The organism is Lysobacter sp. Root667 (assembly GCF_001427715.1).
Classification (GTDB): Bacteria; Pseudomonadota; Gammaproteobacteria; order Xanthomonadales; family Xanthomonadaceae; genus Lysobacter.
This window is the reverse complement of record NZ_LMHF01000001.1, coordinates 71,303-94,680: the sequence shown is the minus strand read 5'-3', so window position 1 is coordinate 94,680 and position 23,378 is coordinate 71,303. Positions and strand designations below refer to the sequence as shown.

Annotated in this window: 15 protein-coding genes; 5 read left to right on the top strand and 10 right to left on the bottom strand. The window is 64.0% G+C overall.

Going from position 1 to position 23,378, the window contains the following annotated elements:
- Positions 1-1,291 precede the first annotated feature (1,291 nt).
- The 6 genes from ASD78_RS20350 to ASD78_RS00365 form a co-directional block, all read right to left on the bottom strand.
- Positions 1,292-1,678 carry a hypothetical protein gene (locus ASD78_RS20350; protein WP_156087504.1) on the bottom strand — a complete coding sequence of 129 codons (387 nt, stop codon included), beginning with the start codon at positions 1,676-1,678 and terminating at the stop codon, positions 1,292-1,294.
- Positions 1,675-5,082, bottom strand: a complete 3,408-nt coding sequence (locus tag ASD78_RS19700; protein ID WP_162250104.1) for an Ig-like domain-containing protein — start codon at positions 5,080-5,082, stop codon at positions 1,675-1,677. The genes ASD78_RS20350 and ASD78_RS19700 overlap by 4 nt, the downstream gene beginning before the upstream one ends.
- Before the next feature lie 113 nt (positions 5,083-5,195).
- Positions 5,196-8,216: an RHS repeat protein gene (locus tag ASD78_RS00380; RefSeq protein WP_156087503.1), complete on the bottom strand. Its 3,021-nt coding sequence runs from the start codon at positions 8,214-8,216 to the stop codon at positions 5,196-5,198.
- A gap of 198 nt (positions 8,217-8,414) precedes the next feature.
- A complete protein-coding gene (locus tag ASD78_RS00375; protein ID WP_056097693.1) occupies positions 8,415-9,035 on the bottom strand; it encodes a thymidine kinase in 621 nt (206 codons plus the stop codon).
- Between the two features lie 135 nt (positions 9,036-9,170).
- Positions 9,171-9,938: a hypothetical protein gene (locus tag ASD78_RS00370; protein WP_056097692.1), complete on the bottom strand. Its 768-nt coding sequence runs from the start codon at positions 9,936-9,938 to the stop codon at positions 9,171-9,173.
- 135 nt (positions 9,939-10,073) lie between these two features.
- A complete protein-coding gene (locus ASD78_RS00365) occupies positions 10,074-10,868 on the bottom strand; it encodes a sel1 repeat family protein (RefSeq protein WP_056097691.1) in 795 nt (264 codons plus the stop codon).
- A gap of 120 nt (positions 10,869-10,988) precedes the next feature.
- Here ASD78_RS00365 and ASD78_RS00360 point away from each other — a divergent pair, with 120 nt between their 5' ends.
- The 4 genes from ASD78_RS00360 (at position 10,989) to ASD78_RS00345 (ending at position 16,603) form a co-directional block, all read left to right on the top strand.
- On the top strand, positions 10,989-12,968 hold the full coding sequence (locus tag ASD78_RS00360; protein ID WP_056097690.1) for a UvrD-helicase domain-containing protein: 1,980 nt from the start codon (positions 10,989-10,991) through the stop codon (positions 12,966-12,968).
- 26 nt (positions 12,969-12,994) lie between these two features.
- Positions 12,995-13,507 carry a GNAT family N-acetyltransferase gene (locus ASD78_RS00355; RefSeq protein ID WP_056097689.1) on the top strand — a complete coding sequence of 171 codons (513 nt, stop codon included), beginning with the start codon at positions 12,995-12,997 and terminating at the stop codon, positions 13,505-13,507.
- A gap of 85 nt (positions 13,508-13,592) precedes the next feature.
- Positions 13,593-14,057, top strand: coding sequence for a RidA family protein (locus ASD78_RS00350; RefSeq protein ID WP_056097688.1), 465 nt, complete (start codon positions 13,593-13,595; stop codon positions 14,055-14,057).
- A 1,610-nt stretch (positions 14,058-15,667) separates the two neighbouring features.
- Positions 15,668-16,603, top strand: a complete 936-nt coding sequence (locus tag ASD78_RS00345; protein ID WP_055907383.1) for a 5'-nucleotidase, lipoprotein e(P4) family — start codon at positions 15,668-15,670, stop codon at positions 16,601-16,603.
- Between the two features lie 216 nt (positions 16,604-16,819).
- Here the strand turns inward: ASD78_RS00345 and ASD78_RS00340 are convergent, their stop codons facing one another.
- The 4 genes from ASD78_RS00340 to ASD78_RS00325 all read right to left on the bottom strand — a co-directional run bounded on the left by ASD78_RS00340 (position 16,820) and on the right by ASD78_RS00325 (position 21,441).
- Positions 16,820-17,833 (bottom strand): spore coat U domain-containing protein, encoded by a 1,014-nt coding sequence (locus ASD78_RS00340; protein ID WP_056097687.1) that lies wholly within the window; start codon positions 17,831-17,833, stop codon positions 16,820-16,822.
- Entirely contained in the window at positions 17,830-20,112 is a 2,283-nt protein-coding gene (locus ASD78_RS00335) for a fimbria/pilus outer membrane usher protein (protein ID WP_162250103.1), read from the bottom strand. Before ASD78_RS00335 ends, ASD78_RS00340 begins: the two co-directional genes overlap by 4 nt.
- Before the next feature lie 61 nt (positions 20,113-20,173).
- Positions 20,174-20,926: a fimbria/pilus periplasmic chaperone gene (locus tag ASD78_RS00330; RefSeq protein ID WP_082575352.1), complete on the bottom strand. Its 753-nt coding sequence runs from the start codon at positions 20,924-20,926 to the stop codon at positions 20,174-20,176.
- A gap of 14 nt (positions 20,927-20,940) precedes the next feature.
- Positions 20,941-21,441 (bottom strand): spore coat U domain-containing protein, encoded by a 501-nt coding sequence (locus ASD78_RS00325; RefSeq protein ID WP_056097685.1) that lies wholly within the window; start codon positions 21,439-21,441, stop codon positions 20,941-20,943.
- A gap of 979 nt (positions 21,442-22,420) precedes the next feature.
- On the opposite strand from ASD78_RS00325, the gene ASD78_RS00320 reads away from it, so the two are divergent.
- A complete protein-coding gene (locus ASD78_RS00320; protein ID WP_056097684.1) occupies positions 22,421-23,329 on the top strand; it encodes a hypothetical protein in 909 nt (302 codons plus the stop codon).
- Positions 23,330-23,378: the final 49 nt, after the last annotated feature.

Sequence of the window (23,378 nt, the reverse complement as noted above, 5' to 3'; positions counted from 1 at the left end):
TTCACTTCCCCAATGGCTGCCTAGCTCTATATTCATCAGAGTAAGTTCGTTTAAGTGTTGAAATGCTGTCGACAGCTCCATTTTTCACATGAAGAACCCCTAAGCAAATATATACGGGCGGCGCATCAGCATACTCGTCGCACCTAATCTCGAACTGAATACTGAAAGAGTCGCGCGTGGCATCGCTGCTCGTCATCAAAGCTAGCGTACTGGGCAACGGCTCAATCTCTAGATTCATCATTTCCCGCGTGATCGCGTACCTTTTTCCGCCGACTCGCGCTCTGATTTTGCACGCGTTATTTTTATCGCAAACCATCTCCACCGAATCGCCAGACGAGTAGGAGATTTTTTCTCCGACCCTAGCCCCTTCCATGCTAGAGATTGCGGCAGCGGGGCCGCTAATGGCCAACAGCGCAAGCAATGCAAGAGATTTCTGATTTCGCATTTTAAAGACCCTTTTTTAGAGCACCCGTGGGCGTTGACAAGTATCCCGCCCCATCATATTCCGAGAATTCATCTAGCGTTTGATTCGGTATACTTGGCTCCCTCAAAGATCCTGGGCGAAATATAAGATCAGGCCTGGCAAGCCTATCAATTCCATTAAACCTTACGCCGCCTAATCCATGATTATGCATTGTAAGCATCTTTCCATTTACCGTCATTATTTCATAGCCGGGCGGGCCATAAAAAGCGAAGCTAGCCAGATGGGAGTTTTGGGTTTGTATTTGTGCCGCGTACTGAATTTTTTGTTCTAACTCACCTTGTTTCACCGCTCGCTTGCCGAACACACTTATATATTCGATGGATCACGTTCGCTTCGTTGCCTGATACAGCGGCTTGATGCAATTATTTTCCAGCTCCACCTACCCGCCTACAAACGCCGCCAATATGCGATGTGGCTGTCGAAACTAAACTTGCATGAGTCGATTTCACGCCGCTGGCGTAGCTGCCGGCCTGGGTCGGTTGGCCCAGGGCGTTAGGCGCGTAGGCGATCGACAGGCCGGTGGGGTAGGCGTGCGCGGCCAAGCTGCCATAGCGGTCGTAGCCGTAGCCCAGCGACCAGGCGTACCAGCCGGTCTGGCTGACGCTTTCGCCCTGGCCGTCCAACAGCCGGCGCTCAGGCTAGCGCGAAATTGTGGGCGTCCAAATTTCCGCAATTTCTCGTTTCATGGCCCAGGTTTTATCTCAATGTATGGGATTAAGAGATCAGATACATTTCCAGCGAATTTATGCGATTGGCCTGGGACCTCATCCGCGTAAGCCACCCGAAATGAACCTGACTCCATTTCTCCTAAAAATTTACCGGCAGTCTGTCGGCTTTAATCCAAGAATCCAAAGGCAAGCCTCTCACGCGATCAATCGAAACCACCAAGCCATGGTCGTTGTCGATTAGAGCAAAGTGTTCAGCAGGAATCGAGCTTAGTAGATCATCAATCAGCCCCCCCCCTCTCCATTCAATGACATAGGCTTCGAATGTCGGAATAGCCTTGCGAACGACAGCAGCCTCATCACTTTCATAGTCGTCAAGAACGTTCGGATCGCGCGACACTGATATCCAACCACCGAAGCTCTCAACCACGAACTCCCCATACTCGCCTTGCGAAGCCCCATGACTGACCGCCCAATATTCAGGGCTCCAGTCACGTCCTAGGCTTTGAAAAAAGATAATAGTATTCAAGGTTTAACCGCCTCAATGAGCGTCCTCTCGCAGTTGGTTGCTGCACAATTTCTCAGAACATGGCGGCCAAGGTCTGGGCCATATCCGATCGCAGGCAATCCTGTAGCCTGCTCCGTTCTTCTAAGCTGTCCTGACATTCCTTTTCCTCCGCCCGACTTAACTTGCACGGCTGCATTGCGGAGTAAAATATCAATGTCAGTCACCATTCTTCCATCCCCACTCCTTACCGGTACATTCACACCACGAACATGCCCCGGGTAAGCAGCCTCAATCTTTGTGGCAAGCGCTGTAACCAATGGGTCAGAGGACGCGAATCGAATAGCTGCTTTAACCTCGGTCGCCGCGGCGGCCTCAGCCCTAGCGGCAGGCATAAATAATGCAATTAGACCAACCTTTGACGATTCCAGTTGCCCAGCGTCGCGGAACTCATGGCTTAGCGGGTTATATCCATCCGAACGAAATAGAGCGATGGTATCTCCGAGCTGCTCCGACCACATCCTTCCTGAAAATGTATGCTTGAAGACGTTGAAAGGTGGAGGCTCATGGCAAGGCCCCTTATCAATGCAACGACCATCAGGGTCGGTGTACCTGTAGGGGTTATTATTTGCATACCAATACCTGTTGTAATTTTCACCCGAATTTGAGTTCGCCGACACCGGATCAACCGACAGGAACCGCCCCAACGTCGGATCGTAATACCGCTGCTGCATATACGTCAGCCCGGTCGACCCATCCATCACATGCCCGGTGTAGCCGATGCCGTCGACCGTCTTGTTGATCGCGCTGCCGTAGGGCTCGTAGTTGGTCCGCTCAATCACCGTACCGCTCGTGTCGGTGACCGCGACCGGGCTGCCCAATGCGTCGGTATGGTGATACTTGGTCGCAATGACGGTATTGCTCGGCCAGTTATGGTCGATCGTCGCGATCAAGCTGCCGGACAGATAGACGTTCTCGTGCGTGGTCTGAACACCGGCGGACGAGACCTTGGAACTGAACAGCAGCTGCCCCGCTTGGCTGTACTGGAAAACATGCAAGGAGCCGTCGTCATTGGCCGACTCCGATCGGCGGCCGAGACTGTCGTAGCGATAGCTTTCCTTACCCAGCACCCGGCGCAGACGATTGCCGTAGTCGTAGGTGTACAGCTGGCCGCTCTTGTTGCCGAGATTGCCCTGTACGTCATAACCCATACCTACGACCGTCGCGCCGTTGGGAGTCTGGACATTCGTCAGACGATTGTTGGCGTCGTACCAATAGCTATGCTCACGCACACCGGGATGGCTTACGGTGCGAATGTTGTCTAAGGCGTCGTAGGTGTAGTTGATGTAATGCGTGGTTCCGCCGAACATTGCTGAGCCAGCTGCCGTCAGGCGATCGAGGTCGTCGTAACTCAGGTAGCGCTTGAAGCTCTGACCCTGCGCTAAGTCGTCGATCAACGTAGTGTTGCCGTTGGCGTCATAGAGGTTGGTGAAACCCACCACGCTGCCGTCCTGCGTGGTCTGGGGCAGCAGGCGAGCGTTTTGCACCATGGTGTGCACAATGCCGTTGCCATAGGTGAACTGCTTGATCGCGCCGTTGGGGTAATAACCGACGCCGGTAGCGTAGGTACCCGAAGTGCTACTGGTTGACGTCGTCCCCACCTGGGTCGCTTGACCCAGAGCGTTAGGGGCATAGGCCAGCGCCAGACCAGTCGGATAGGTCTGCGCGGCCAGGTTACCGTTCTGATCGTAGCCATAACCGATGGCCCATTCGTACGGCCTCAGCAAGGACTCCTTGGTCAGCAGGCGGCGCTTGTTGTAGGTATAGACGGTATCGACGATGGTGGTACCGGCATCGTTCCAAGTCCGTACTTGATGCGGCAAGCCATCAGGTGTGTAGCCCCAATGCTGATTTCCGTTACCGTCCGGGAACGACTGATCGGTCACCCGGTTGCGCGCGTCGTACAGGCGATCGGAGCGACGACCGGACCCATAGGCCGCCGCAAAATCGCAGCTGGTCGTGTTCGGCAAGTTCAAGCCGGATGCGGACCACATCAGATTGCCCGCGCCGTCGTACCGCATCACCGTAGCGCCGGTTTCCGGCTCGATCACCTTGCATAAACGCTGATCGGCGCCATATGCCGGGTCGTTGTTGTAGACGTAGTAACGCCCCACACCACCTGTCGCGATGGGCGGCGGCGAACTGACGCTGATACCGACGGCCGTCGAAGTCGTCTGCGCATTCAGAGGGTCGATCGCGACTGCCGTGAGCGAGTGCCCACCCGCCGTCGAGCTCCAATTGGCGGTGTAGGGCGCACTGGAGTCTTCGCCTACCTTGACGCCGTCGACATAGAACTCGACCCGCTGCACTCCGTTATCCGGATCCGAAGCCGTCGCCTTCAAGCTGACCGCGCCGGCGGATGGGAATACCTGTCCGCCGATCGGCGCAGTCAGTTGCACCGATGGAGCGACATTGGCCGCGAGCTGACCCACCACATCGATGGTGTCCAGGGTCAAGGCGCCGCTCTTGAGATGGAAACGCACACCGCCGGCATTGATCCACGAAGCCGCTTGCGAGCCGCTCTTGGCGCTCGCGAAGAGCTGTGGATTGGCGTTGTCCAAACCCGTCACCCAGACCTGGGCATTGGCGGCGCTGGACACCCAACCGATGCTGCTGGAGCAGGTCGAACTTCCGCTCGGGATGGAGCACGGGTTCGGTGTCGCAGAAAGCGAGCCGGAGGTCACCGCGATCGAGAGGTTAGGGCTGAGCTCGCCGAACCAGTCGCTGCCGTCTTTCAGCATCCGCCACTGGAAGTTGTGGCTGCCGGCACCATTCGGCGCTTGCACCGTGAAATTGAACGTCGCCGTCTGACCTGGCGCCACGCTGCCAGACAACGAGACCCGAGAACTGCCCCATTTGGTGTTGTCGGCCGGATTCTGCGAGCCGAGCCGATGCGAATCCGCCGCCGTCCAGGTCGCCGTACCCGTATTCTTCATCTGCACGGAGACGGCGTAGGACTGGCCAGCCGCCATTGCGGTCGGCACCGTCTGCGCGATGAACTGAGCGTTGTGCGCCGGCGCGGCGGTGACGACGAACTGACCCGACACTTCGACAGGGTCCAGCAGCGCCTGACCGCCGCTGTACGCGATCCCGGATGCATAAATGCTGTACGTGCCCGGCGCCAGGTTCTGCAGCGACGCGTTATTCTGGACGGGCTCGTCATTGACCTGGACGAAGATATCTTCGACCGTCTGATTGGGTTCCGTGCTTCCGCCTTCGATGCTGATGAAGACGTTGCCGGGTGCCGGAAACGATGCGCCGTTGGTCGGGCTCGCTATATGGATCCAATGGCCATTGGCGGCATGCGCAAAGCCAAGGCCCGTCAGCATCAACGACAGCACCAAGAAGCCTCTGGCGATCAGAGACATCGCAAACCGAGCGGCAACCACTTGCGAATGGAGGCACTGGTCGACTCCGCTCATAAGTTTCTTAGCTCGCGATGCGAAAGACCCAACATTCGTGTCAATCGAGAGACCGGGGCTCATGGCGCCACCTCGGTGCGACGGTTCTGGACAGGCCGCAACAGCGCGTCGCGCACGATCTGAGTAAACGCACCTTCAGGATGGAAGACCTCGATCGGATAATCGGTGCTCGGCTGATCCCAGGCCGCGTAGCGGGTCCGAGTCGCTTTACCGCGCGGATTGGTTACCGTGATATCGCCACCGAGTTGATATGTGGTGGTGGTGGCCAGACGCGCGCCGAGCTCGGAGTCCTGCTCGACCTTGATCACGCGACCCAGCGCATCGTATGACGTGTAGATGCCGGTATTGATCGCCCAGTTCCCGTCCGCATAGGGGTTCCGCGGGTACGAAGCGAAGGTCTGCCGGCCTTCCTGATCGTAGCCATTGATAGTGATCTTGTAGGTCTGATCGTTGCTGGCAATGTCGCGCTCGTATTGGAGCACCGGCCGCAGCAGCGCATCGAAGAGGGTCACTTTTTCGTAGTTGCCCTGCAGCACTATCTGGCGCCAATGGCCGGCCGGGACCCCCATCTCCGTCTGATTCACTTGCACGAAAGAACTCGTCGTGCTGTTCCAGAGCACCGAATCGTCTGTTGGGTATGTCACCGTGGATACGCGCCCCATGCTGTCGTAACCGTAAGCCGTGGCATAGCCGTTCTCATCGCTCGCCGAGGTAACCCAACCTGCGTCGTTGACGACTGCGGTCTCGGTGCTGCCGCCTGGCGCCTCGGGCGTGGCAGGGTATTGAACAGTCCTGGGGACGCCGCGCTTCCAGTCCGACATCATGGTGATGTGGTTGTTGCTGTCCTTGACCGTAGCGACGGTGCCGTCGGGATTGTAGGTCACGGTCTGCACCGGGTTGCCGAAGGCGTAGTTGCGGATCGGCAATGCCGTGGCGCTGTCGTAGTCGGTCTGCGTGGGCACCAACCCGGCAGTAGTGACGGAGGCCACCTGCCCCAGCACCCACTTCGACAGGTTGTCGTGATAAGTCGTGACGTCGCTGCGGCTGTACCCGTAATTGATATTGCTGGAGCGGGTCACCGATACCGGGCGTGCGAATTGGTCGAAGCTGTCGACGATATTGGAATAGGTGACACCATCGCGCTGCAGCACGGTGGAGACCAGCGGGCGCAGCTTGGATTCCATCCGATCATGGAAACCGAACCCGGCCTCGTCCGGGAAGGGCTGCTGCCCCATTTCCTCGTCCTGGACATAGGCGTAGTCGGCCCGCTGCATCTGCGTGCCACTGGAACTAAAAACTTGCTCGCTCAGCAATTCACCTTCGTTCTTTTCGAAGATGACACCAAATCGCTTCTTGACTACGGTTCCAGTAGGAAGGGTGATCGTGGTCAAACGCCCCACACCGTCGCAAGAGCCGTCCGCGCAGGGGTCCTGGTTGCAACCTACGCCGGAAGGCAAACCTGTCTGATGGTCGTAGATACCGCAATAGGGATAGCTTTCCTCTCCGTAGGTATACGAGGTCGTCGCTGTAGCAATGCCAGGCCCTGATACCACCAGGGATTTTAAGGAGTAGACGTCGAAGTAGTTCGGCGTCCCGATTCGGGCATAACCGGACACACTAATGAAGTCTTCGGTCGTGCCCTGCGCTTCGTAGTTGTCGACCCCCTGGAGCGTTGCGGCCCAACTTATTCCAGCCATCGACATTTCATACACCTTCGTCCAAAGGACCGAAGCCGTAAAGTCGATTGTTCCACCGGAAACCTTCACTTCATGGTCGAAGAAGTCGATGAAGCAAAGGTAAGGAACCCGGCTGCGATAGAAGCGATGTCCGTCGAACTGGAACGTTGCGTTCGCTCCGCTTGGGTGCTTGACCGTGAAAGGAAACTCGCCCGCATAACGGCCGCGATCCGATTCGGTTAAACACATGTTGCCCGGATCAAAATACGAGAGGCCCAGCGAATCGGACTGCGGCTCGTTGTAGATCCCACCAAAACCATACGGCGAGTACTGCCAGGTCGACCCATCGGGATTCGTAACCGTGGTCAGGTGCCCGTTCTGCATCGCATAGGTCCACGTGCGGCCGTGGCTGGTCGCCGTTACGGAGTTTGTGCCGTACTGCACCGAAATCTGTCGTCCGTCGTTAGCGGCGATTCCGGTCAGCTGCCCATTCGTGTAGGTGTAGTCCACATAGTTGCCGAACCTGTCCTCGACGCGGCTCGCCAGCAAATAGATGTTCTTGCGCGCCATGTTGTAGCCCGGGATTCCCTTGGGCCCTTTGCGCACCGTGAGCGCCGTCCGCTCGACCGGGTAATCGAAGTAGTACTTCACGCCATCGGTGGTGAGCAGATAAAAACCCTCGCCGGGATAACCGTTCTTCACGGTAGGCAAGCAGCCTAATCGCCCCATCGACTTGAGCACCCAGGGGTGGCCGGCGCCATTGGTGGGGTCGATGTTCGTGGTGTTGTCGACCAGCATCGGCTCATCGCCCATTCCGGGCACGTGCAGCCGATAGCCCTGAGATACTTCCTCAGGATTGACCAACAGGCCCTCCACGTACGGCAGGCCAGGGAAGGAGCAGCGCTTGTACCGGTTCGGAGAGGAAGGGCTGTCGATCGACCATCCCATATTGCTGGACACGGTCGTCTGGATATACGGGACCTCGACATCCCAATTGCCGAAGCCGCCCAGCTGCTCCGGCAGATATAGCCAGTCGATGGACAATCGTCGCCCCAGCTGTACGGGCAGATCGCTGTTGCCGGGCACGTCGATATCGACATTCACGAATTCCGTCTTGCCGGTCGAATCCGTCGTGCGGTTGCCGAAGAACCCGACGCTAGCCGCCGTGATCGTCGACGCCGCCTGGATCTTCTTCTGATACTCGGCCTCGGCGGTGATGCTTTGGGCCGATACCGCGCCGGTTATCAAGGCCAGCAATGGCAATGTCGCGTGGGCGAGGCGCGCACGCAGGCGGGACGGACGCACACCGGAAACCGTGCCCGTCGAAGCGGAGGCGAAATGGGATTGCATGCGATAGCTGCTCTCGCCGGGCCGAACGGCGCGGACTGTGATGCCTGAACTCAAGCCGACATGGTCGGCCCCCCTAACCACAGTGTGGAGGCTATCGTGGGGTGATCGCAAACGCTGCGACGAAGGGAGGAAGGTGGCGCGGCCCAGCAAGGCCTGGACGCAATAATCGGTTGCAAACCAACCCGTACGAGGCTGTTACAAGCCGCTGAGCACCTTGCTGGAAACGAGAGGCGGTAAATCCATAGCCCGAACCTACAACGGCAACGGCTGCTGCAACGGCTCGATCGTGCCTTCCCCGCGCATCACTCGCTTGTACTCCGCGCGCGACACCGACACGTAGCGGTCGTTGCCGCCGATTTCCACCTGAGGGCCGTCCTGGACCGCACGGCCGCGCTCGTCGACGCGCACGGTCATGGTCGCCTTCTTGCCGCTGTGGCAGATGGTCTTGATCTCGGTGAGTTCGTCGGCCCAGGCCAGCAGGTACTGGCTGCCTTCGAACAGTTCTCCGCGGAAATCGGTGCGCAGGCCGTAGCACAGCACCGGTATGCGCAGTTGGTCGACGACTTCGCTGAGCTGCCAGACCTGTGCGCGGGTCAAGAACTGGGCCTCGTCGACCAGCACGCAATGCAGGGTGCCGTGGGCGGCGATGTCGGCGCGGATCAGCGTTTCCAGGTCTTCGCCCTGGTTGAAGCCGATACCGTCGGCTTTCAGGCCGATGCGCGAGGCCACGGTGCCGCTGCCGGCACGGTGGTCCAGGCGCGGGGTCAGGATCGCCACCCGCATGCCGCGTTCGCGGTAATTGTGCGCGGACTGCAGCAGGGTGGTGGTCTTACCGGCGTTCATCGCCGAGTAGTAGAAATAGAGCTTGGCCATGCGCCTAGTGTAGGCATCCGCGGCCCAAGTTCCGAGATTGCGCGGGCGGCGGGGGCGTGCTTGCGCGGCGCTAGGTGCGGTTCGGATGAGCGATGGGCGGCGGCGGCGCCGGAATGCGCCGCCGTCGGCGCGGCTTCATGGATCGCGCTGCCCTCCTACCTTGCGCGGCGTGCCGACTTCGACCGTGCCCAGGTCGAGTAGGCGATCCTGTTCATTCCAGTACGCGCCCAGGCGCTGCAGGCCGCCTTCCTTGCCGTAGAGCTCGTCGGGCGTCGCCGCGGCGGCGATGGCATAGGCCGCGGCATTGCTGCCGGTGTCGACGGCGAAGGCGCCGTTGACCGGCGCGCCGGAGATGTTCATGGCCTGGTTGCGGTAGCCGACCCGGCTGCCGGTCATGTCGCGGGCGAAACTGCGGATCTGGCTTTCCGCGCGCGGCTTGGCGACCTCGTCGCCGTAGCGCGCGTAGTAGTCCCCGCCCTGGGCCTCGACCTGCGCGCGCTGCTCGGGCGTGAGTTCGGCCCACATCTTTTCGCGGATCGCCAGCAGCCGGCGCGAACCGCGCTCGGCGGCCAGGTCGGCCCAGATGTAGCCCTGCACGCGATCGGGGGCGCCGCCCACACCGTGCCAGCGCATCAGGCTGAGGTAATGCTGCGAATATTTGTCGGCGTACTGGGCGGCGTGGCGGAAGCGCTCGTCGGCCTCACCGTAGCGGCCCTGCACGTAGGCTTTGAGGCCGTAGAGACGGTGCTCCTCGTTCGGGCGGCCTTTGGCGGCCAGCACCATGGAGTCGATGTCCATGTAACTGGCATCGGTGAACTTGAGCGGTTGCGCGGCGGACGCGGCCCAGGCGGCGGCCAGAGTCAGCGCCAGGAATGCGAATCGACTGCGCGTGGATATCGCCATGATGATGCCTCCGGCGGAACACGGGCGCGGATGCGCCCGTGGCCGGTTTAGCACCCAATCCGGGCCGGGACCATGCCCGGCGCAGCGATTTCGCTCCGCGGGCGACCGACGGTCGCCGCGGCGGAGTGGCCCGACTTAGGGCTTGGGCGCGGGCTCGTCGGGCACGGCGGGAGCCGGCGCATCGATGTTCGGCGCGTCCGATTGAATTCGAGTACCTACGACCTGTCCGGCCTCGACTTTCTCGACATCGCCCACGTCGACCCGGCCGACGCGCGGCTTCATCCAGATCTGGTCGTGCCATTGCGCGTACTGCGCCGGGTCCCAGTAACGCTCGTCGTAGAACTTGGTGCCCGAAATGACCTGCTGGCTGCCGCCGGGGCCGGGCACGATGATCTGCATGTTGCCGGTAAAGCCGGTACGGCTGCCCGTGGTCTGGCGGCGCCCGCGGCGCAGTTCGCGATTCAGGCGTTCGCGCGCGGCGGCGTCGCCGTTGACCGCGTAGAGGGCCGGGCCTTCGCTCAGCGCGCGCGCCTGTTCGGCTTCGCTCATTTCGCCCCAATACTTCTCGCGCAGGCCCAAGAAGCCGCGGTAACCGCGCTCTGCGGCCAGATCCATCCAGACATAGCCCAATGCCCGGTCTTTGGGGGCGCCTTCGCCGTTCCACAGCATCTCGCCGACCATGCCCTGCGAGGCCTTGTCGGAGTAATAGCCAGCGCGCATGAAGAACTTCAGCGCCTTTTCGAACTTCTTCTCCTTATAGGCCTCCAGTCCGAGCAAGCGATAGCGCAGGTCCGGGTGGTGGGTCAGAAAGCCGGAGCTGAGCATCAGCGGGTCTTCCGTCGGATCCGGCGGCGGCGCAGCCTTCTTCTCGGCCGCGATGGCTCCCAAAGACAGCGGCAGCAAGGCCAGCAGCATGATCGTCTTACGCATTGCGTCAGTTCCTTCTTTCGTTTCTGGAGGTCCAGGGGCACAGGTTAGCGGGTCGGGGCGACCCGAGCGGGTAAACTCATGGGCTAGATAGACCGGCCGACCGGCCGAAAGATGACAACGATGCACGGCCTCAATCCCCCCCAACGCGCTGCTGTCCTGCATACGGATGGCCCCCTGCTCGTGCTCGCCGGCGCGGGCAGCGGCAAGACCCGTGTGATCGTCGAGAAGATCGCCCACCTGATCGCCTCCGGCCGGATGCCGGCCAAGCGCATCGCGGCGATCACCTTCACCAACAAGGCCGCCAAGGAAATGCGCGAGCGCGTCGCCAAGCGCATCAAGGGCGACGCCGCGGACGGGCTGACGATCTGCACCTTCCACGCCCTGGGCCTGCGCTTTTTGCAGATCGACCACGCCAAGGCCGGGCTGCGGCGCGGTTTCAGCGTGTTCGACAGCGACGACTCGGCCGCTCAGATCAAGGACCTGCTGCCGCCTGGCAGCAAGCCGGACGTGCTCGACGGCATGCGCAACCTGATTTCGCGCGCCAAGAACGCCGGCCTGTCGCCAGAGGAGGCCCTAGCCGCGGCGACCAGCCCGCGCGAGATGGAGGCGGCGCTGCTGTACCAGCGCTACCAGCAGCGCCTGAGCACCTTCAATGCGGTCGATTTCGACGACCTGATCCGCCTGCCCGTGCAATTGCTGGAAGCCGACGAAGACCTGCAGCTGGCCTGGCGCGAGCGCATCGGCTATCTGCTGGTGGACGAATGCCAGGACACCAACGACGCCCAGTACCGCCTGCTCAAGTGCCTGGCCGGCACCCGCGGCCTGTTCACCTGCGTGGGCGACGACGACCAGTCGATCTACGCCTGGCGCGGCGCCAATCCCGACAATCTGCTGGAGCTGGGCAAGGACTACCCGACGCTGGAGATCGTCAAGCTGGAGCAGAACTACCGCTGCAGCAACCGCGTGCTGCGCGCGGCCAACACCCTGATCGCCAACAACCCGCACGAACACCCCAAGACCCTGTGGAGCGAGCAGGCCGACGGCGAGCGGATCCGGGTCTGGGAATGCCGCGACAGCGCGCACGAGGCCGAGAAGGTCGCCAGCGAGATCCACTTCCTGGCCCAGAAGCACAGCGCGCCGTGGAGCGACTTCTGCATCCTGTTCCGCGGCAACCACCAAAGCCGCGCGTTGGAAAAGGCCCTGCAGCTGCTGCGCGTGCCCTACCACCTCAGCGGCGGCACTGCGTTCCTGGAGCGGCACGAGGTCAAGGACGCGCTGTCCTGGCTGCGCCTGATCGCCAACCCCGACGACGACGCCGCGTTCCTGCGCGCGGTCACCTCGCCCAAGCGCGAGGTCGGCGCGACCACCCTGGCCAAGCTCGCCGAACTGGCGCAGCAGGCGCACATGCCGATGTCGCGCGCGGCCGAATCGGTGGGCGCGCTCAAGCAACTGCAACCGCGCGCAGCCAATGCGCTCGACGGCTTCGTCAACATCGTGCGTTCGCTGCGCGGCGAAGCCCAGCGCATCAGCCCGGCCGAACTGGTGCGCGTGCTGGCCGAGCGCAGCGGCCTGCTGGCCGCGATCCGCGCCCAGTGCAAGGACGAGGCCAGCTTCCAGCGCCGCAAGGAAAATCTGGAAGAACTGTCCGATTGGTTCGACGGCGGCAAGGGCGCGGGCCCGGGCGAACTGGCCGCGCAGCTGGCGCTGCTGTCGCACGCCGACAAGGGCGAGGCCGGCAACCAGGTGCGGCTGATGAGCCTGCACGGCGCCAAGGGCCTGGAATTCCGCTATGTGTTCATCGTCGGCGTCGAGGACGGCAACCTGCCGCACGAGGCCAGCATCGAGGAGGGCCGCCTCGACGAGGAGCGCCGCCTGATGTACGTCGGCATCACTCGTGCCAAGGAAGCGCTGTACCTGTCGCATGCGCGCGAAACCCAGCGCTGGGGCGACCGCATCCGCCTGCAGCCCAGCCGCTTCATCGAAGAGTTGCCGGCGGCCGAACTGCAACGCGACGGCGCCGATCCGGTGGCCGACGCGGCGCGCAAACAGGAACGCGCCACCGCCGGCTTCGCTGCGATCAAAGCCCTGCTGGAAGGCTGAGCGCGCCACCGACCGGATACGAAACCATGACCGTGCACGACGATACCCGCCTGCGCATCCGCGATATCGCGCCCGACGACCATGCCGCGGTGCTGGCGCTGAACCTGGAATCGGAGGAACTGCTCAGTCCGATGGATGCGGCGCGGTTGCGCGAACTGCTGGCCGAAACGGCCTACCAGCGGGTGGTCGCCGACGGCGACGACGTGATCGCGTTCCTGCTCGCATTCCGTGAAGGCTGCGGCTACGACAGCCCGAACTACCGCTGGTTCCAGGCGCGCTACCAGCGCTTCCTGTACATCGACCGGGTCGTGGTGTCGGCGGCGCAGCAGGGGCGCGGGCTCGGCGCCCTGCTCTACCGCGATCTGTTCGATTTCGCCCGCGATCAGCGCATCGACGCGGTCGCCTGCGAGTTCTACAGCGAACCGCTCAACGAAGCCTCCCGCCGTTTCCACGGCAAGTTCGGCTTCCGCGAAGTCGGAACGCAATGGGTGGCCGAGGGCCGCAAACGGGTGTCGCTGCAGATCGCGGCGTCGGGCTGACGAACGGCCGCTGCGGACCATCCGGGATTGCGTGGCCACGGCGCTTGCGCGATGGTGCGATTCCCTGCCTCGTCCGGACATGCCCATGCCTGCGCCCACTGTGCTGTCGCGCTGCGTTTTCGTCGCTGCCCTGTTCGCCGCCACTGCCGCCATCGCCGGCGAACCGCCCGAGTTCCTCAGCTCGCCCGATCCCGCCGCCGCCTCGCTGCCGTTCTCCGAAGCGGTGCGCAGCGGCGACCTGCTGTTCCTGTCCGGTCAGATCGGCACCGCGGAAGGCAAGAACGAGCTCGTGCCCGGCGGCATCGCGGCCGAGTCGGACCGGACCCTGCAGCGCATCGAGGACGTGCTCAAGCGCCACGGCGCGTCGATGCGCGACGTAATCAAGTGCACCGTGTTCCTGGCCGACATCAAGGAATGGCCGGCGTTCAACGACGTCTACCGCCGCCACTTCCAGGCCCCGTACCCGGCGCGCAGCGCGCTGGCGGCATCGGGCCTGGCGATGAACGCGCGGGTGGAAGTGGAATGCATCGCGCAAGTGCCTAAGCGCTGACGCTTTCGCACTGCAGGCGATCCAACACGCCATAGAAGGGACCTGCATACTGCGGCTGTCGTTGTCGTTGCCGTTGCCGTTGCCCTTGCCCTTGCCCTTGCCCTTGCCCTTGCCCTTGCCCTTGTCCTTGTCCTTGTCCTTGTCCTTGTCCTTGCCGTTGCCGTTGCCGTTGCCGTTGCCGTTGCCGTTGCCGCGGCATTGAAATCCAATGCCACGCACTCGCCCAATCCCACCCAGACCCGAAGGGCGGCGCGCAGGACGCGCGCCGTTTTTCGAGGAACAGGATGTTCCTTCGAAAAATCCCCGCGCCAGCTCCGATCTCGCACGGGAGGTTTGTCTAGGCAAGCCCTTCTCTTTGGTTACTTTCTCTTGGGCTAGCAAGAGAAAGTGACCCGCACGCGCAGCGGGCGGAAGCCTTTGCTTAAGAACGAAACCCACGAAGTAGCTGGGATTCGCAATCGCGGCTTACGCCGCTCCCACAGAAAGCAGAAAGCGAAGCCGATCCGAATCGAAGCCAGCGCGGTAGCCGAAGGTCGCGATCGCGGCTCACGCCGCTCCTNAGCAAGAGAAAGTGACCCGCTCGCGCAGCGGGCGGAAGCCGTTGCTTAAGAACGAAACCAACGAAGTAGCAGGGATTCGCAATCGCGGCTTACGCCGCTCCCACAGAAAGCAGAAAGCGAAGCCGATCCGAATCGAAGCCAGCGCGGTAGCCGAAGGTCGCGATCGCGGCTCACGCCGCTCCTACCCCAAGGCGGGCGGCAAGAGAAAGTGACCAGCGCGCGCAGCGGGCGGAAGCTGTTGCTTAAGAACGAAACCAATGCAACAACCGGAATTCGCAATCGCGGCTTACGCCGCTCCCACAGAAAGCGAAGCCAATCCGAATCGAAGCCAGCGCGGTAGCCGAAGGTCGCGGTCGCGGCTCACGCCGCTCCTACCCAAAGGCGAGTAGCAAGAGAAAGTGACNCAGAAAGCGAAGCCAATCCGAATCGAAGCCAGCGCGGTAGCCGAAGGTCGCGGTCGCGGCTCACGCCGCTCCTACCCAAAGGCGAGTAGCAAGAGAAAGTGACCCGCTCGCGCAGCGGGCGGAAGCTGTTGCTTAAGAACGAAACCGACAAAGTAGCTGGGGTTCGCGATCGCGGCTCACGCCGCTCCCACATGAAGCAGAAGGCAGAGCCGTAGCGGAACCGCCGTCGGAAGACGAAGGCCGCGGTCGCGGCTCACGCCGCTCCCACCCCAGGGCGAGTGGCAAGAGAAAGTGACACGCATGCGCAGCAGGCGGAAGCCTTTGACTTAGGTAACGAAACCAACGCAGCAGCCCGGAGTTCGCAATCGCGGCTCACGCCGCTCCCACAGAAAGCAGAGGCAAGGGCAGATCGGAAGCGAAACCGCCGGTCGGCAAGCGGATTTCGTGGTCGCGGCTTATGCCGCTCCTACCCCAAAGCGAGAGCGGCGCAGCTCCGGCTGAGGGGCCGACGATAGCGGCTTATGACCGAAGGAAATCCCTGGGGAATGCCGCTCCTGCGGAAGGCAGAAGCGAACTCGGGCGGCACCCGCCAACCCTGCCACACACCTCGGCTACACTTCAGCCCTTCCCAAGCTCCGGATCGCGCATGCACACCCGCGCCCTTACCCTGTCCGTCCTCGCCTGCGCGCTCGCGCTGGGCGCCTGCAAGCGCAGCGAGGCGCCTGCCGCCAAACCAGCCGAGCCGGCAACGCCTGCGGCCACCGCACCGGCTGCCCCGGCCGCGACTCCGGCGGCGAGCGCCGCGCCCGGCGGCGACGACAACCTCAATGCCGTGCTCTGGGTCCAGACTTCGGCCGAGTACCGTGCCGCGACCGAGACCGTCTACCGCGCCGCCGCCGACAAGCTCGATACCGCGCTCAAGCAGAAGAACTGGGATGCGCTGGTGACCGATGAACGCGGCAACGCGGCCACCGGCCTGCCGCCGGCGGTGGTCATGGACGTGGACGAGACCGTGCTCGACAACTCGCCCTACCAGGCGCGCCTGGTGCGCGACGGCAAGGAGTACGACGACGTTACCTGGGACGCCTGGGTCGCCGAGAAGAAGGCCAAGCCGCTGCCGGGCGTGGTCGATTTCGCCAAGGCCGCGACCGCCAAGGGCGTGACCGTCCTGTACTTGTCCAACCGCGCCGAGCACCTGCAGGCCGCGACCCTGGCCAATCTGCGCGCGGCTGGCATGCCGGTGAAGGACGACAGCGTGTTCCTCGGCTTGGGCACCTTCGTCGAGGGCTGCGAGCAGAACGGCAGCGAGAAGAATTGCCGGCGCAAGCTGGCCGGGCAGAAGTACCGGGTGCTGATGCAGTTCGGCGACCAGCTCGGCGACTTCGTCCAGGTGGTGGCCAACACCCCGGCCGGCCGCGACGATCTGCTCAAGCAGTACCACGACTGGTTCGGCGAGCGCTGGTGGATGCTGCCCAACCCGACCTACGGTTCGTGGGAGCCGGCGCTGTTCAATAACGCCTGGGACCAGCCGCGCGAGGCGCGCCGGGCCAGCAAGCGTGAAGCGCTGAACGTCGCGCCCTGAACCGGGCGCGCCTTGCGTGCGCATCGCAGTATGTAATCGAAGTCTCTTCCTCGGATGCTTCAACCCAGCATCTCATGCGCTTGACGCGACCTCAGGCTGGCGCCGAACCCGGCGCCTTGCCGCAACCCGCAATCTTCCGGCGCACGCCGGTACGAGCGAGGCCTGGCGCCTCCTCTTCTCCACTGCGCTGGACATCCGTGTCGCCCGGGCCGGCGATCAGTAAGTCACCGTCACCGTGATGGTGTCGCTGTAGCTGCCGATGGCCGGCGCTTGTGCGCCGACTCGGCCGTACACGGGCAGCGACTCTGCCGCCCCTGTGCCGGTGCCGGCCAAGGTATCGGTGCCGAGAGTATTGCCCCAGCGCAGGCTGCGCGGGCTGTTGCGATACAACTCGTAGACGACGAACTGGCCGGCGCCGTTGCGCATGCGCCGGGTCGTGCCGCTGGCGTAGAGGCCGTTGTCGAGGCCGATCTGCCAGGCGGTGCGGCCGCTGCAGACCAGGCCGATCGAAGTGGTCTGGTCGACGTTGGAGGTGATCGGTCCCGGCACATTGCCGAAGGCCAGGTTGGGCACCGGCTTGGGCGTGAGCGTGCAGCTGTCCGGCACCGAGCCGTTGACGGTGAAGGGGAATTGGCTCGAAGTGCCGCCGCTTCCTCCGGAGATGCACGAGGCCGGCATCGGTGGGGTGCCGAGCAACTGTTCGGCATAGCGGAACTCGATCAGGGTATCGGCCCCGGCGGTGAAGCGGTTGACGTAGGTGCCGGCGTTGAGCCCCGTCTGGGTCGGAATGCGGCCGTACAGAGTGGTGTCGATGGTCTGGTTGCCGCCGAGCAAGGGCACGTCATAACTGAATTGCAGCAGCAATGGATTGGGCACCGTGGCATTGCCGCGCGCGCCCCAGATCGCGCTGCGGGCGGCGTCGGTGTAGAGCTGCATGTTCATCGGATCGTTGAAGGTGTTGACGAGGCGGCGCGGGTTGAGGGTGCCGCCGCCGTCGGTGCCGCTGAAGATGCTCACGCACATGTTGACCTTGGCATTGGCGAGCAGGGACAGGCCGAAGGTCGAACAGGTAATGCTCAACGTCGCGGTGGCGTCGCTGATCGAGCCGCTCGTCGCCGGAAAGTTCAGCGTGGTCATGGTGCCCGTGCAGGTGGTCGTCGCGGATGCGGGACGTGCGGGCAGCCAGAACATCAGCGTCATGCACAGCGCGGCGGCGAGCAGACGATTCATGGCATCACCTCGGTCTGGCAGATCAGCGGCCCGATGCGCGGTACGCCGCCACCGGCCGGGTACGCGAAACGCACGCTGCAGGAGCCGTCGGCGGTGTCGACGCGCACCGTGTTGAGCTCCTGCAAGGTGTCCAGGTAGGTTTCGCCGTCGTAGCCGACGACCGCGGTCGCGCCGGAATCCAGATGCACGCGACTGCCGACCGGCAGCGCCTGGCCGCGCATGTCGTGCAGCACCAGCACCGCGGCGCGGACCTGCTCGATGCCGAAGCGCACCAGGGTGCCGGAGCGGTCCCGCGGCGTGGCCTGGACTTCGACCCGGTCGAGCCGCAGATCGGCAGGCAGTTCCATCGGATCGATGCCAATGCGATTGCGCTGCCAGGCGTTGAGCGGCGTCACCAGCAGCATGCCGTCGCGATCGGTGCGGCCTATCAAGCGATTCTCGAGCAGCACCGGCACGTCGGCCCGGCCGGTCGAGACCACCGCGAACGCATCGCTGACGTTGCGCGCAGCGAAGGCGTGGCCGCCCATCCAGACCAGCGAGCCGCTGGCGCTGGCATAGCCGTAATCGTTGTCGCCTTGGCGGGCGAGGCCGAGGCTGTAGCGTCCGTACGAAGTCAGCCAGCCGGCTTCGGCCAGGCCGCCTTCTTCGCCGTCGCCGCCGCGCGCCTGCAGGCGCCAGCCGAAACCGCCGTCGCCGGGCACCGGCCGGCTCAGGTCGAGCACCGCCTGGTCGCGATCGCGGTTGCGTTGCAGCGAGGCGCTGAGTTGCAGGCGGCGATCTTCGCGGCCGTAGTCCAGGTTCATCGAGAAGCCGAGGTAGACGTTGCTGTCTTCGGAGCGATCCAGGTTCTGGTTGTACGACAGGCTCAGCGCCGCGCCGCTCTTGAAGTTGCGGGTCCAGGTCGCGCTGCCGTAGCGCGCCGGCGTTTCGTTGCGATAGATCAGGCGCACGTAGCTCAGGCCCAGACTGCCCAGGCGGGTGTCGCTCCAGCTCGCCACCGCGCGTTCGCTGACCCGCGCCGGGCCGAGGCCGTAGCGCGAAGCGACGTCGCGGTATTCGCCGCGCGTGCGCTGGGTGTCGGCGGCGAGGTTGAAGCGGCCGTTGCTCCAGTTGTAGGCGGCGGCATACAGCCAGCCGGAGTCGCTGCGGTCCTGGCCGTGCGCGAGCGACGCGCTGAACACGCCGGCACGTCCGAGCAACCAGACCGCGCCGAGTCCGCCGTTGACCACGCCGTCGCCGCCTTCGGCATGCGCCTCGAAGGTGAACTCGTCGCTGATGCCGTAGCGCAGGTCGGCGCTGCCGAGCAGTTCGCTGCCGTAGGAGAACGAACGCAAGGCGTAGTCTTCGCGCGCCATGCCCAGGCTCAGCGACCAATCCGACAAGCCCTTGGCGAGCAGCTGTCGCGCGGCATAGAACGGAAAATCCAGTTGCCGGGTGCGGCCGAAAGCGTCGGTGACGACCAACTGCGCATTGCCGGCGCCGGTGATGCCGGGGATGGTCGCGAGCTGGAACGGCCCGGGCGGCAGTTCGCCGCTGTATTGGCGGATGCCGTTGACGTACAGATCCACCGCTGACGGCACGGCGACTTCGCCCAGGAAGGTCGGCAGCGGCGTGGTGATGCGATACGGCTGCAGACCGAAGTCGCGGCCGATGCGCACGCCGCCCAGGCGCAGGGGCCGGGTCCAGTCGAGCTGGCCGCTGATCACGTCGCCGACGGTGACGCTGAACATCGAGGCCGGCGCGGACCAGCGCCAGCTGCTGTCCAGGCGCACCGATTCGGTCCGCCGCGGCTCGCCTTCGCTGCGATGGCTGCGCGTCACCGCAGTCTGGCTGAAGACGCCGGCGCCGAGACCGAAAGCGCGCAGTTCGGCGAAGGCGCTGATGCTGTCGCTGTGGTCGTCGCGGCTGGCGTAGAAGTCGTAGTTGAGCAGCACGCCCGGCGATGCGGTCGCGCTGGGAATATCGGTGCCCGGCGCATTCAGGCGCGTGGTCGCCAGGGACAGCAGCGACAGCGGCGCGTCGATCGCCACGCGTTGCAAGGAAGCGTCGTAGCGCACGCTGACGCCGGCCAGGCTGTCGGGCGCCAGCGATTCGCCGTCGTCGCGGCCCTCCAGGACGAAGCCGATCTGGCGCAGGGTCGCGACGCTGGCGAACAAATGGCCGTCGCGCAGCTCGAACGGTTGCGGCGTGCCGTAGGCGGTCTGGTTGAGGCTGACTTCGAGGTAGAGCTGCAGCGGAGCGGGTGCGGTGCCGATCCCGTCGGCACGGGCCAGGATCAACGGCGGCAGTTCCGCCGCATGGCCCGTTGGCGATGCCAAGAGCAGGCCGGCGAACATGGCTTCAGCGAGCCGGCGGGTCCAGCGCCAGTGTCCGCTCGGTCGATTCGCCATTGATCCTTGCCTTCAACGTGCCCGGACCACGCAGCAACTCGGCCGATGCCGCCAGCGGCCAACGCATGCGTTGGCCGGCCAGGGCATAACCGAGCAGACCAGGCGCGATCGCATGGCGGCTTCCTTGCGCATCGACGAATGTCAGGTCGGCCAGCTGCGCATGCTGGCCACCGCGGTTGTGCACGCTCAGGCGCGCGTGTGCGCCGTCGAAATCCAGTTGCGCGCGCAGGTCCGGGGCGATGATCGCGTCCCCGGTCGGAGCGAGGAACACCGGGACCGAATAGCGCAGCACGAATTGCAGGCCGGCCGGGCGGTCCTGATCGCCGGGCGGCAGCTCGTCGACGATCAGCCGATAGCTTTCCTCGGCCGCGGGCGGCGCGCCGAGCCGGATGACGCGCAGCAACTGCCGCGCGCCCGGAACCAGCTCGAGCATCGGCGGACTGACCGCCAGCGCGCGCGTCGGCTCGAAACGCTCCTCGCCGTTTTCCTGGACCCAGCGGAACACCCGGACCTGGGCCTGCAGCGAGGTGCTGCCGGTGTTGCTGAGCCACAGGCCGTCGGCGCTCTTGCGGACCGGCAGGGTCAACGACGTCGGGGTGACCTGTAGCCCGGCCGCAACGGCCGGCGCCAGCGCGAGCACGCCCCAGACGGCCGCGATGGCGAGAGCGGCGCGGACGGCATGCGGGAGCCGGCGACCGCTCATCTCACACACCCCGATCAGTAGGTCACCGTGGCGGTCACCACGTCATTGTAAGTAGCACTGGGAAAGTTGGCGCTCGGCGTCCTGCCGTAGACCGGCAGGTTCTGCGCCGCACCCGTGCCGCTGCCTGCAAGGACGTTTCCGCCGCCACCGGTGGTGCTGCCCCAGACGTCGCCGGCGCCACGGGCGGCGGCGCGATAGAGCTGGTAGGGGACTTGGTTGGTGCCGTCGCTCATCGCTCTGGAGTTGACGTCGGCGCCGTTCTGGCCGTTGTCGAGCGCGATCGTGTAGCCGGTGCCGGGCGTGCAGTTCACGGTCAGCTGGCCCTGCTGGTCGATATTGGTCGCGGACGAGGCGACCGAACCGAAATTAACGTCGGTGGCGGCGACGGTGTGAATGTCGCAGGTGCTGGTGATCGTGATCGTGACGTCGAACTGGGTGGAGTCGTTGGCGGCATAGGCGGGCGCGATGCCGGCCACGAAGAGAGCTGCGAACAGACGGGTCTGAGAAAGACGCATGGACGGGTGCTCCTGCACTAAGGCGCTCTGACGGTCCGGCGTTTTTGCCGGATCTGACGGTTAGGAACGCATAAAACATGCCATGGCGTCACCGCAAGCCAGATAGGTACGGGCACACGGTGATCGTCGTCATGTATATGCGCGCCGGCCTATTCAGTTCCATTTTTGTGAATATCGCGGGGTTTATCTTCGCGCTGAAACGGTTTTATTTTCAAGCTGAGAATTGGGATTATTAGACGTAATGCGTCAACTAGTGTGCTTTCTGAGCGCAGCCCGGATAGCCGGATAACGTCTTTCTCGCTCTGGGCGCCTGCGTCGGAGGCTGCGGGCGGAACGGTAGCGAGAAGAATTGCAGGCGCAGCCGGCCGGGCAGAAGTACCGGCACCGATGCAGTTCGGCGGCCTCGGTGAATTGACTTGGCGAGTGCTGGCGACCCCTTGTCCGACCCGACCTACGGGCCGTGGGCCGGCGCTGTTCAACCATGCTTGGGACTATGGGCCGCGAGACGCACCGGCCAGCGGGCGCTAAGCGCGGGGCGTCGCGCTTTGCACCGGCGATGCCTAGCTTGGCGCATCGCAGCATAACACGACACAATTAAATCAATGACTTAAATGATTTAACTTCAGGTATTGCATTAGCTTGGAAGGCGACGTAGTCTGCCCACGTCCGGCCTTGGCCGGAACCATGCCACAACTCGAAATCCCGGCCTCGGCCGGTTTGAAGGAGGCCCAGCGCCTCCTTTTTTTATGCCGGCCGCTTTCATCGAAGCCGAGATCGAAACACTCTGGGCTGAGACGATGGCGGCAAATTATCTATAATTGGCATCCGTTAGACGCTTTTAAGCGCTTATCCGTACAAGCCTTGCGCAATCCGGCCGCAACGCGCCTGTCGCCGATGCGGGCGACGATCCGGAACCGACTTGGCTTGTGGCCGGCCCCGGCCCCGGCCAAGATGCCGCTTGCGACTGGGGAGCCGCCTCATGCCACCGTTCCGACGCGCCTTGGCCGCGTTGCTGCTGATCGTCGCCGCCACGGGCGGCTGCGATCGCGCGCCGCTGCAGGACAACGAGGCGCCGCCGAAGCTGCCCGCCCAGGCGGTGCAGCAGCTGGTCCACGACCTGCGCAGCAACGACCTGGCCGGCTACGCCCGCCATGCCGTGCCGCCGGCGCTGCACGACCGTCTCGAACTCGCCTGGCGCGAAGGCCGCACCACCTGGCCGCTGACCGAGCTGCCGCTGGAGGACCGCCTGCCCGGTTTCCTGCAGGCCCTGGCCGCGCCGGGCGCCGAGAAGAAGCTGCAGGCCGTCTATCAGCGCCAGTTCGCCGGCGCCCACGCCGAACTGCGCTCGGCCGCGTCCACCCTGGGCATGTTCGCGATCCAGTACGTGCGCAGCGAGGGCGACTACAGCACCGAAGAGCGCGATCACTACGCCCAGCTGATCGGCGCCCTCAGCGCCTGGGGCCAGCGCGCGCCGCTGGGCGACCCCAAGCGCGCCCGGATCGCGATCCCGCAACTGGCCGCGGCCGCCCGCCAAACCGCCCTGACCGGCACCGACGCCCTGCGCCTGACCGGCATGGACCGCAGCCTGGAACGCCTGGGCCCGTTCTTCGGCCGCTTCAAGCGGGTGCTGGTCGGCTACGGCCTGGATTTCGACGCCAGCCTGGACCGGGTCGAAACGACCCTGGCCGAACAGACCGGCGACACCGCGCGGGTGCGCATCCGCTACACCCTGGCCGGCCAGCCCATCGACGCCTACGTGCGGGTCGAACGCCACGAAGGCCGCTGGTACCTCAGCGATGTGCTGCGCCACGCCGAAGCCGAGGCCACGCGCACCGTCACCGCCCGCGGCGCCCGCCCCGGCGCGCCCGCCGCCAACACCGCGCCCTAGTCGCGCACCGACGCCAAACGCCGGCCCCGAACGCCGTCGCGTTCGCGCA

Excerpts from the sequence above, each read along its gene's own strand:
- ASD78_RS19700 (WP_162250104.1), bottom strand. The coding sequence starts at position 5,082 with ATGTCTCTGATCGCCAGAGGCTTCTTGGTGCTGTCGTTGATGCTGACG.
- ASD78_RS00375 (WP_056097693.1), bottom strand. The coding sequence starts at position 9,035 with ATGGCCAAGCTCTATTTCTACTACTCGGCGATGAACGCCGGTAAGACC.
- ASD78_RS00370 (WP_056097692.1), bottom strand. The coding sequence starts at position 9,938 with ATGGCGATATCCACGCGCAGTCGATTCGCATTCCTGGCGCTGACTCTG.
- ASD78_RS00365 (WP_056097691.1), bottom strand. The coding sequence starts at position 10,868 with ATGCGTAAGACGATCATGCTGCTGGCCTTGCTGCCGCTGTCTTTGGGA.
- ASD78_RS00360 (WP_056097690.1), top strand. The coding sequence starts at position 10,989 with ATGCACGGCCTCAATCCCCCCCAACGCGCTGCTGTCCTGCATACGGAT.
- ASD78_RS00355 (WP_056097689.1), top strand. The coding sequence starts at position 12,995 with ATGACCGTGCACGACGATACCCGCCTGCGCATCCGCGATATCGCGCCC.
- ASD78_RS00350 (WP_056097688.1), top strand. The coding sequence starts at position 13,593 with ATGCCTGCGCCCACTGTGCTGTCGCGCTGCGTTTTCGTCGCTGCCCTG.
- ASD78_RS00345 (WP_055907383.1), top strand. The coding sequence starts at position 15,668 with ATGCACACCCGCGCCCTTACCCTGTCCGTCCTCGCCTGCGCGCTCGCG.
- ASD78_RS00340 (WP_056097687.1), bottom strand. The coding sequence starts at position 17,833 with ATGAATCGTCTGCTCGCCGCCGCGCTGTGCATGACGCTGATGTTCTGG.
- ASD78_RS00330 (WP_082575352.1), bottom strand. The coding sequence starts at position 20,926 with ATGAGCGGTCGCCGGCTCCCGCATGCCGTCCGCGCCGCTCTCGCCATC.
- ASD78_RS00325 (WP_056097685.1), bottom strand. The coding sequence starts at position 21,441 with ATGCGTCTTTCTCAGACCCGTCTGTTCGCAGCTCTCTTCGTGGCCGGC.
- ASD78_RS00320 (WP_056097684.1), top strand. The coding sequence starts at position 22,421 with ATGCCACCGTTCCGACGCGCCTTGGCCGCGTTGCTGCTGATCGTCGCC.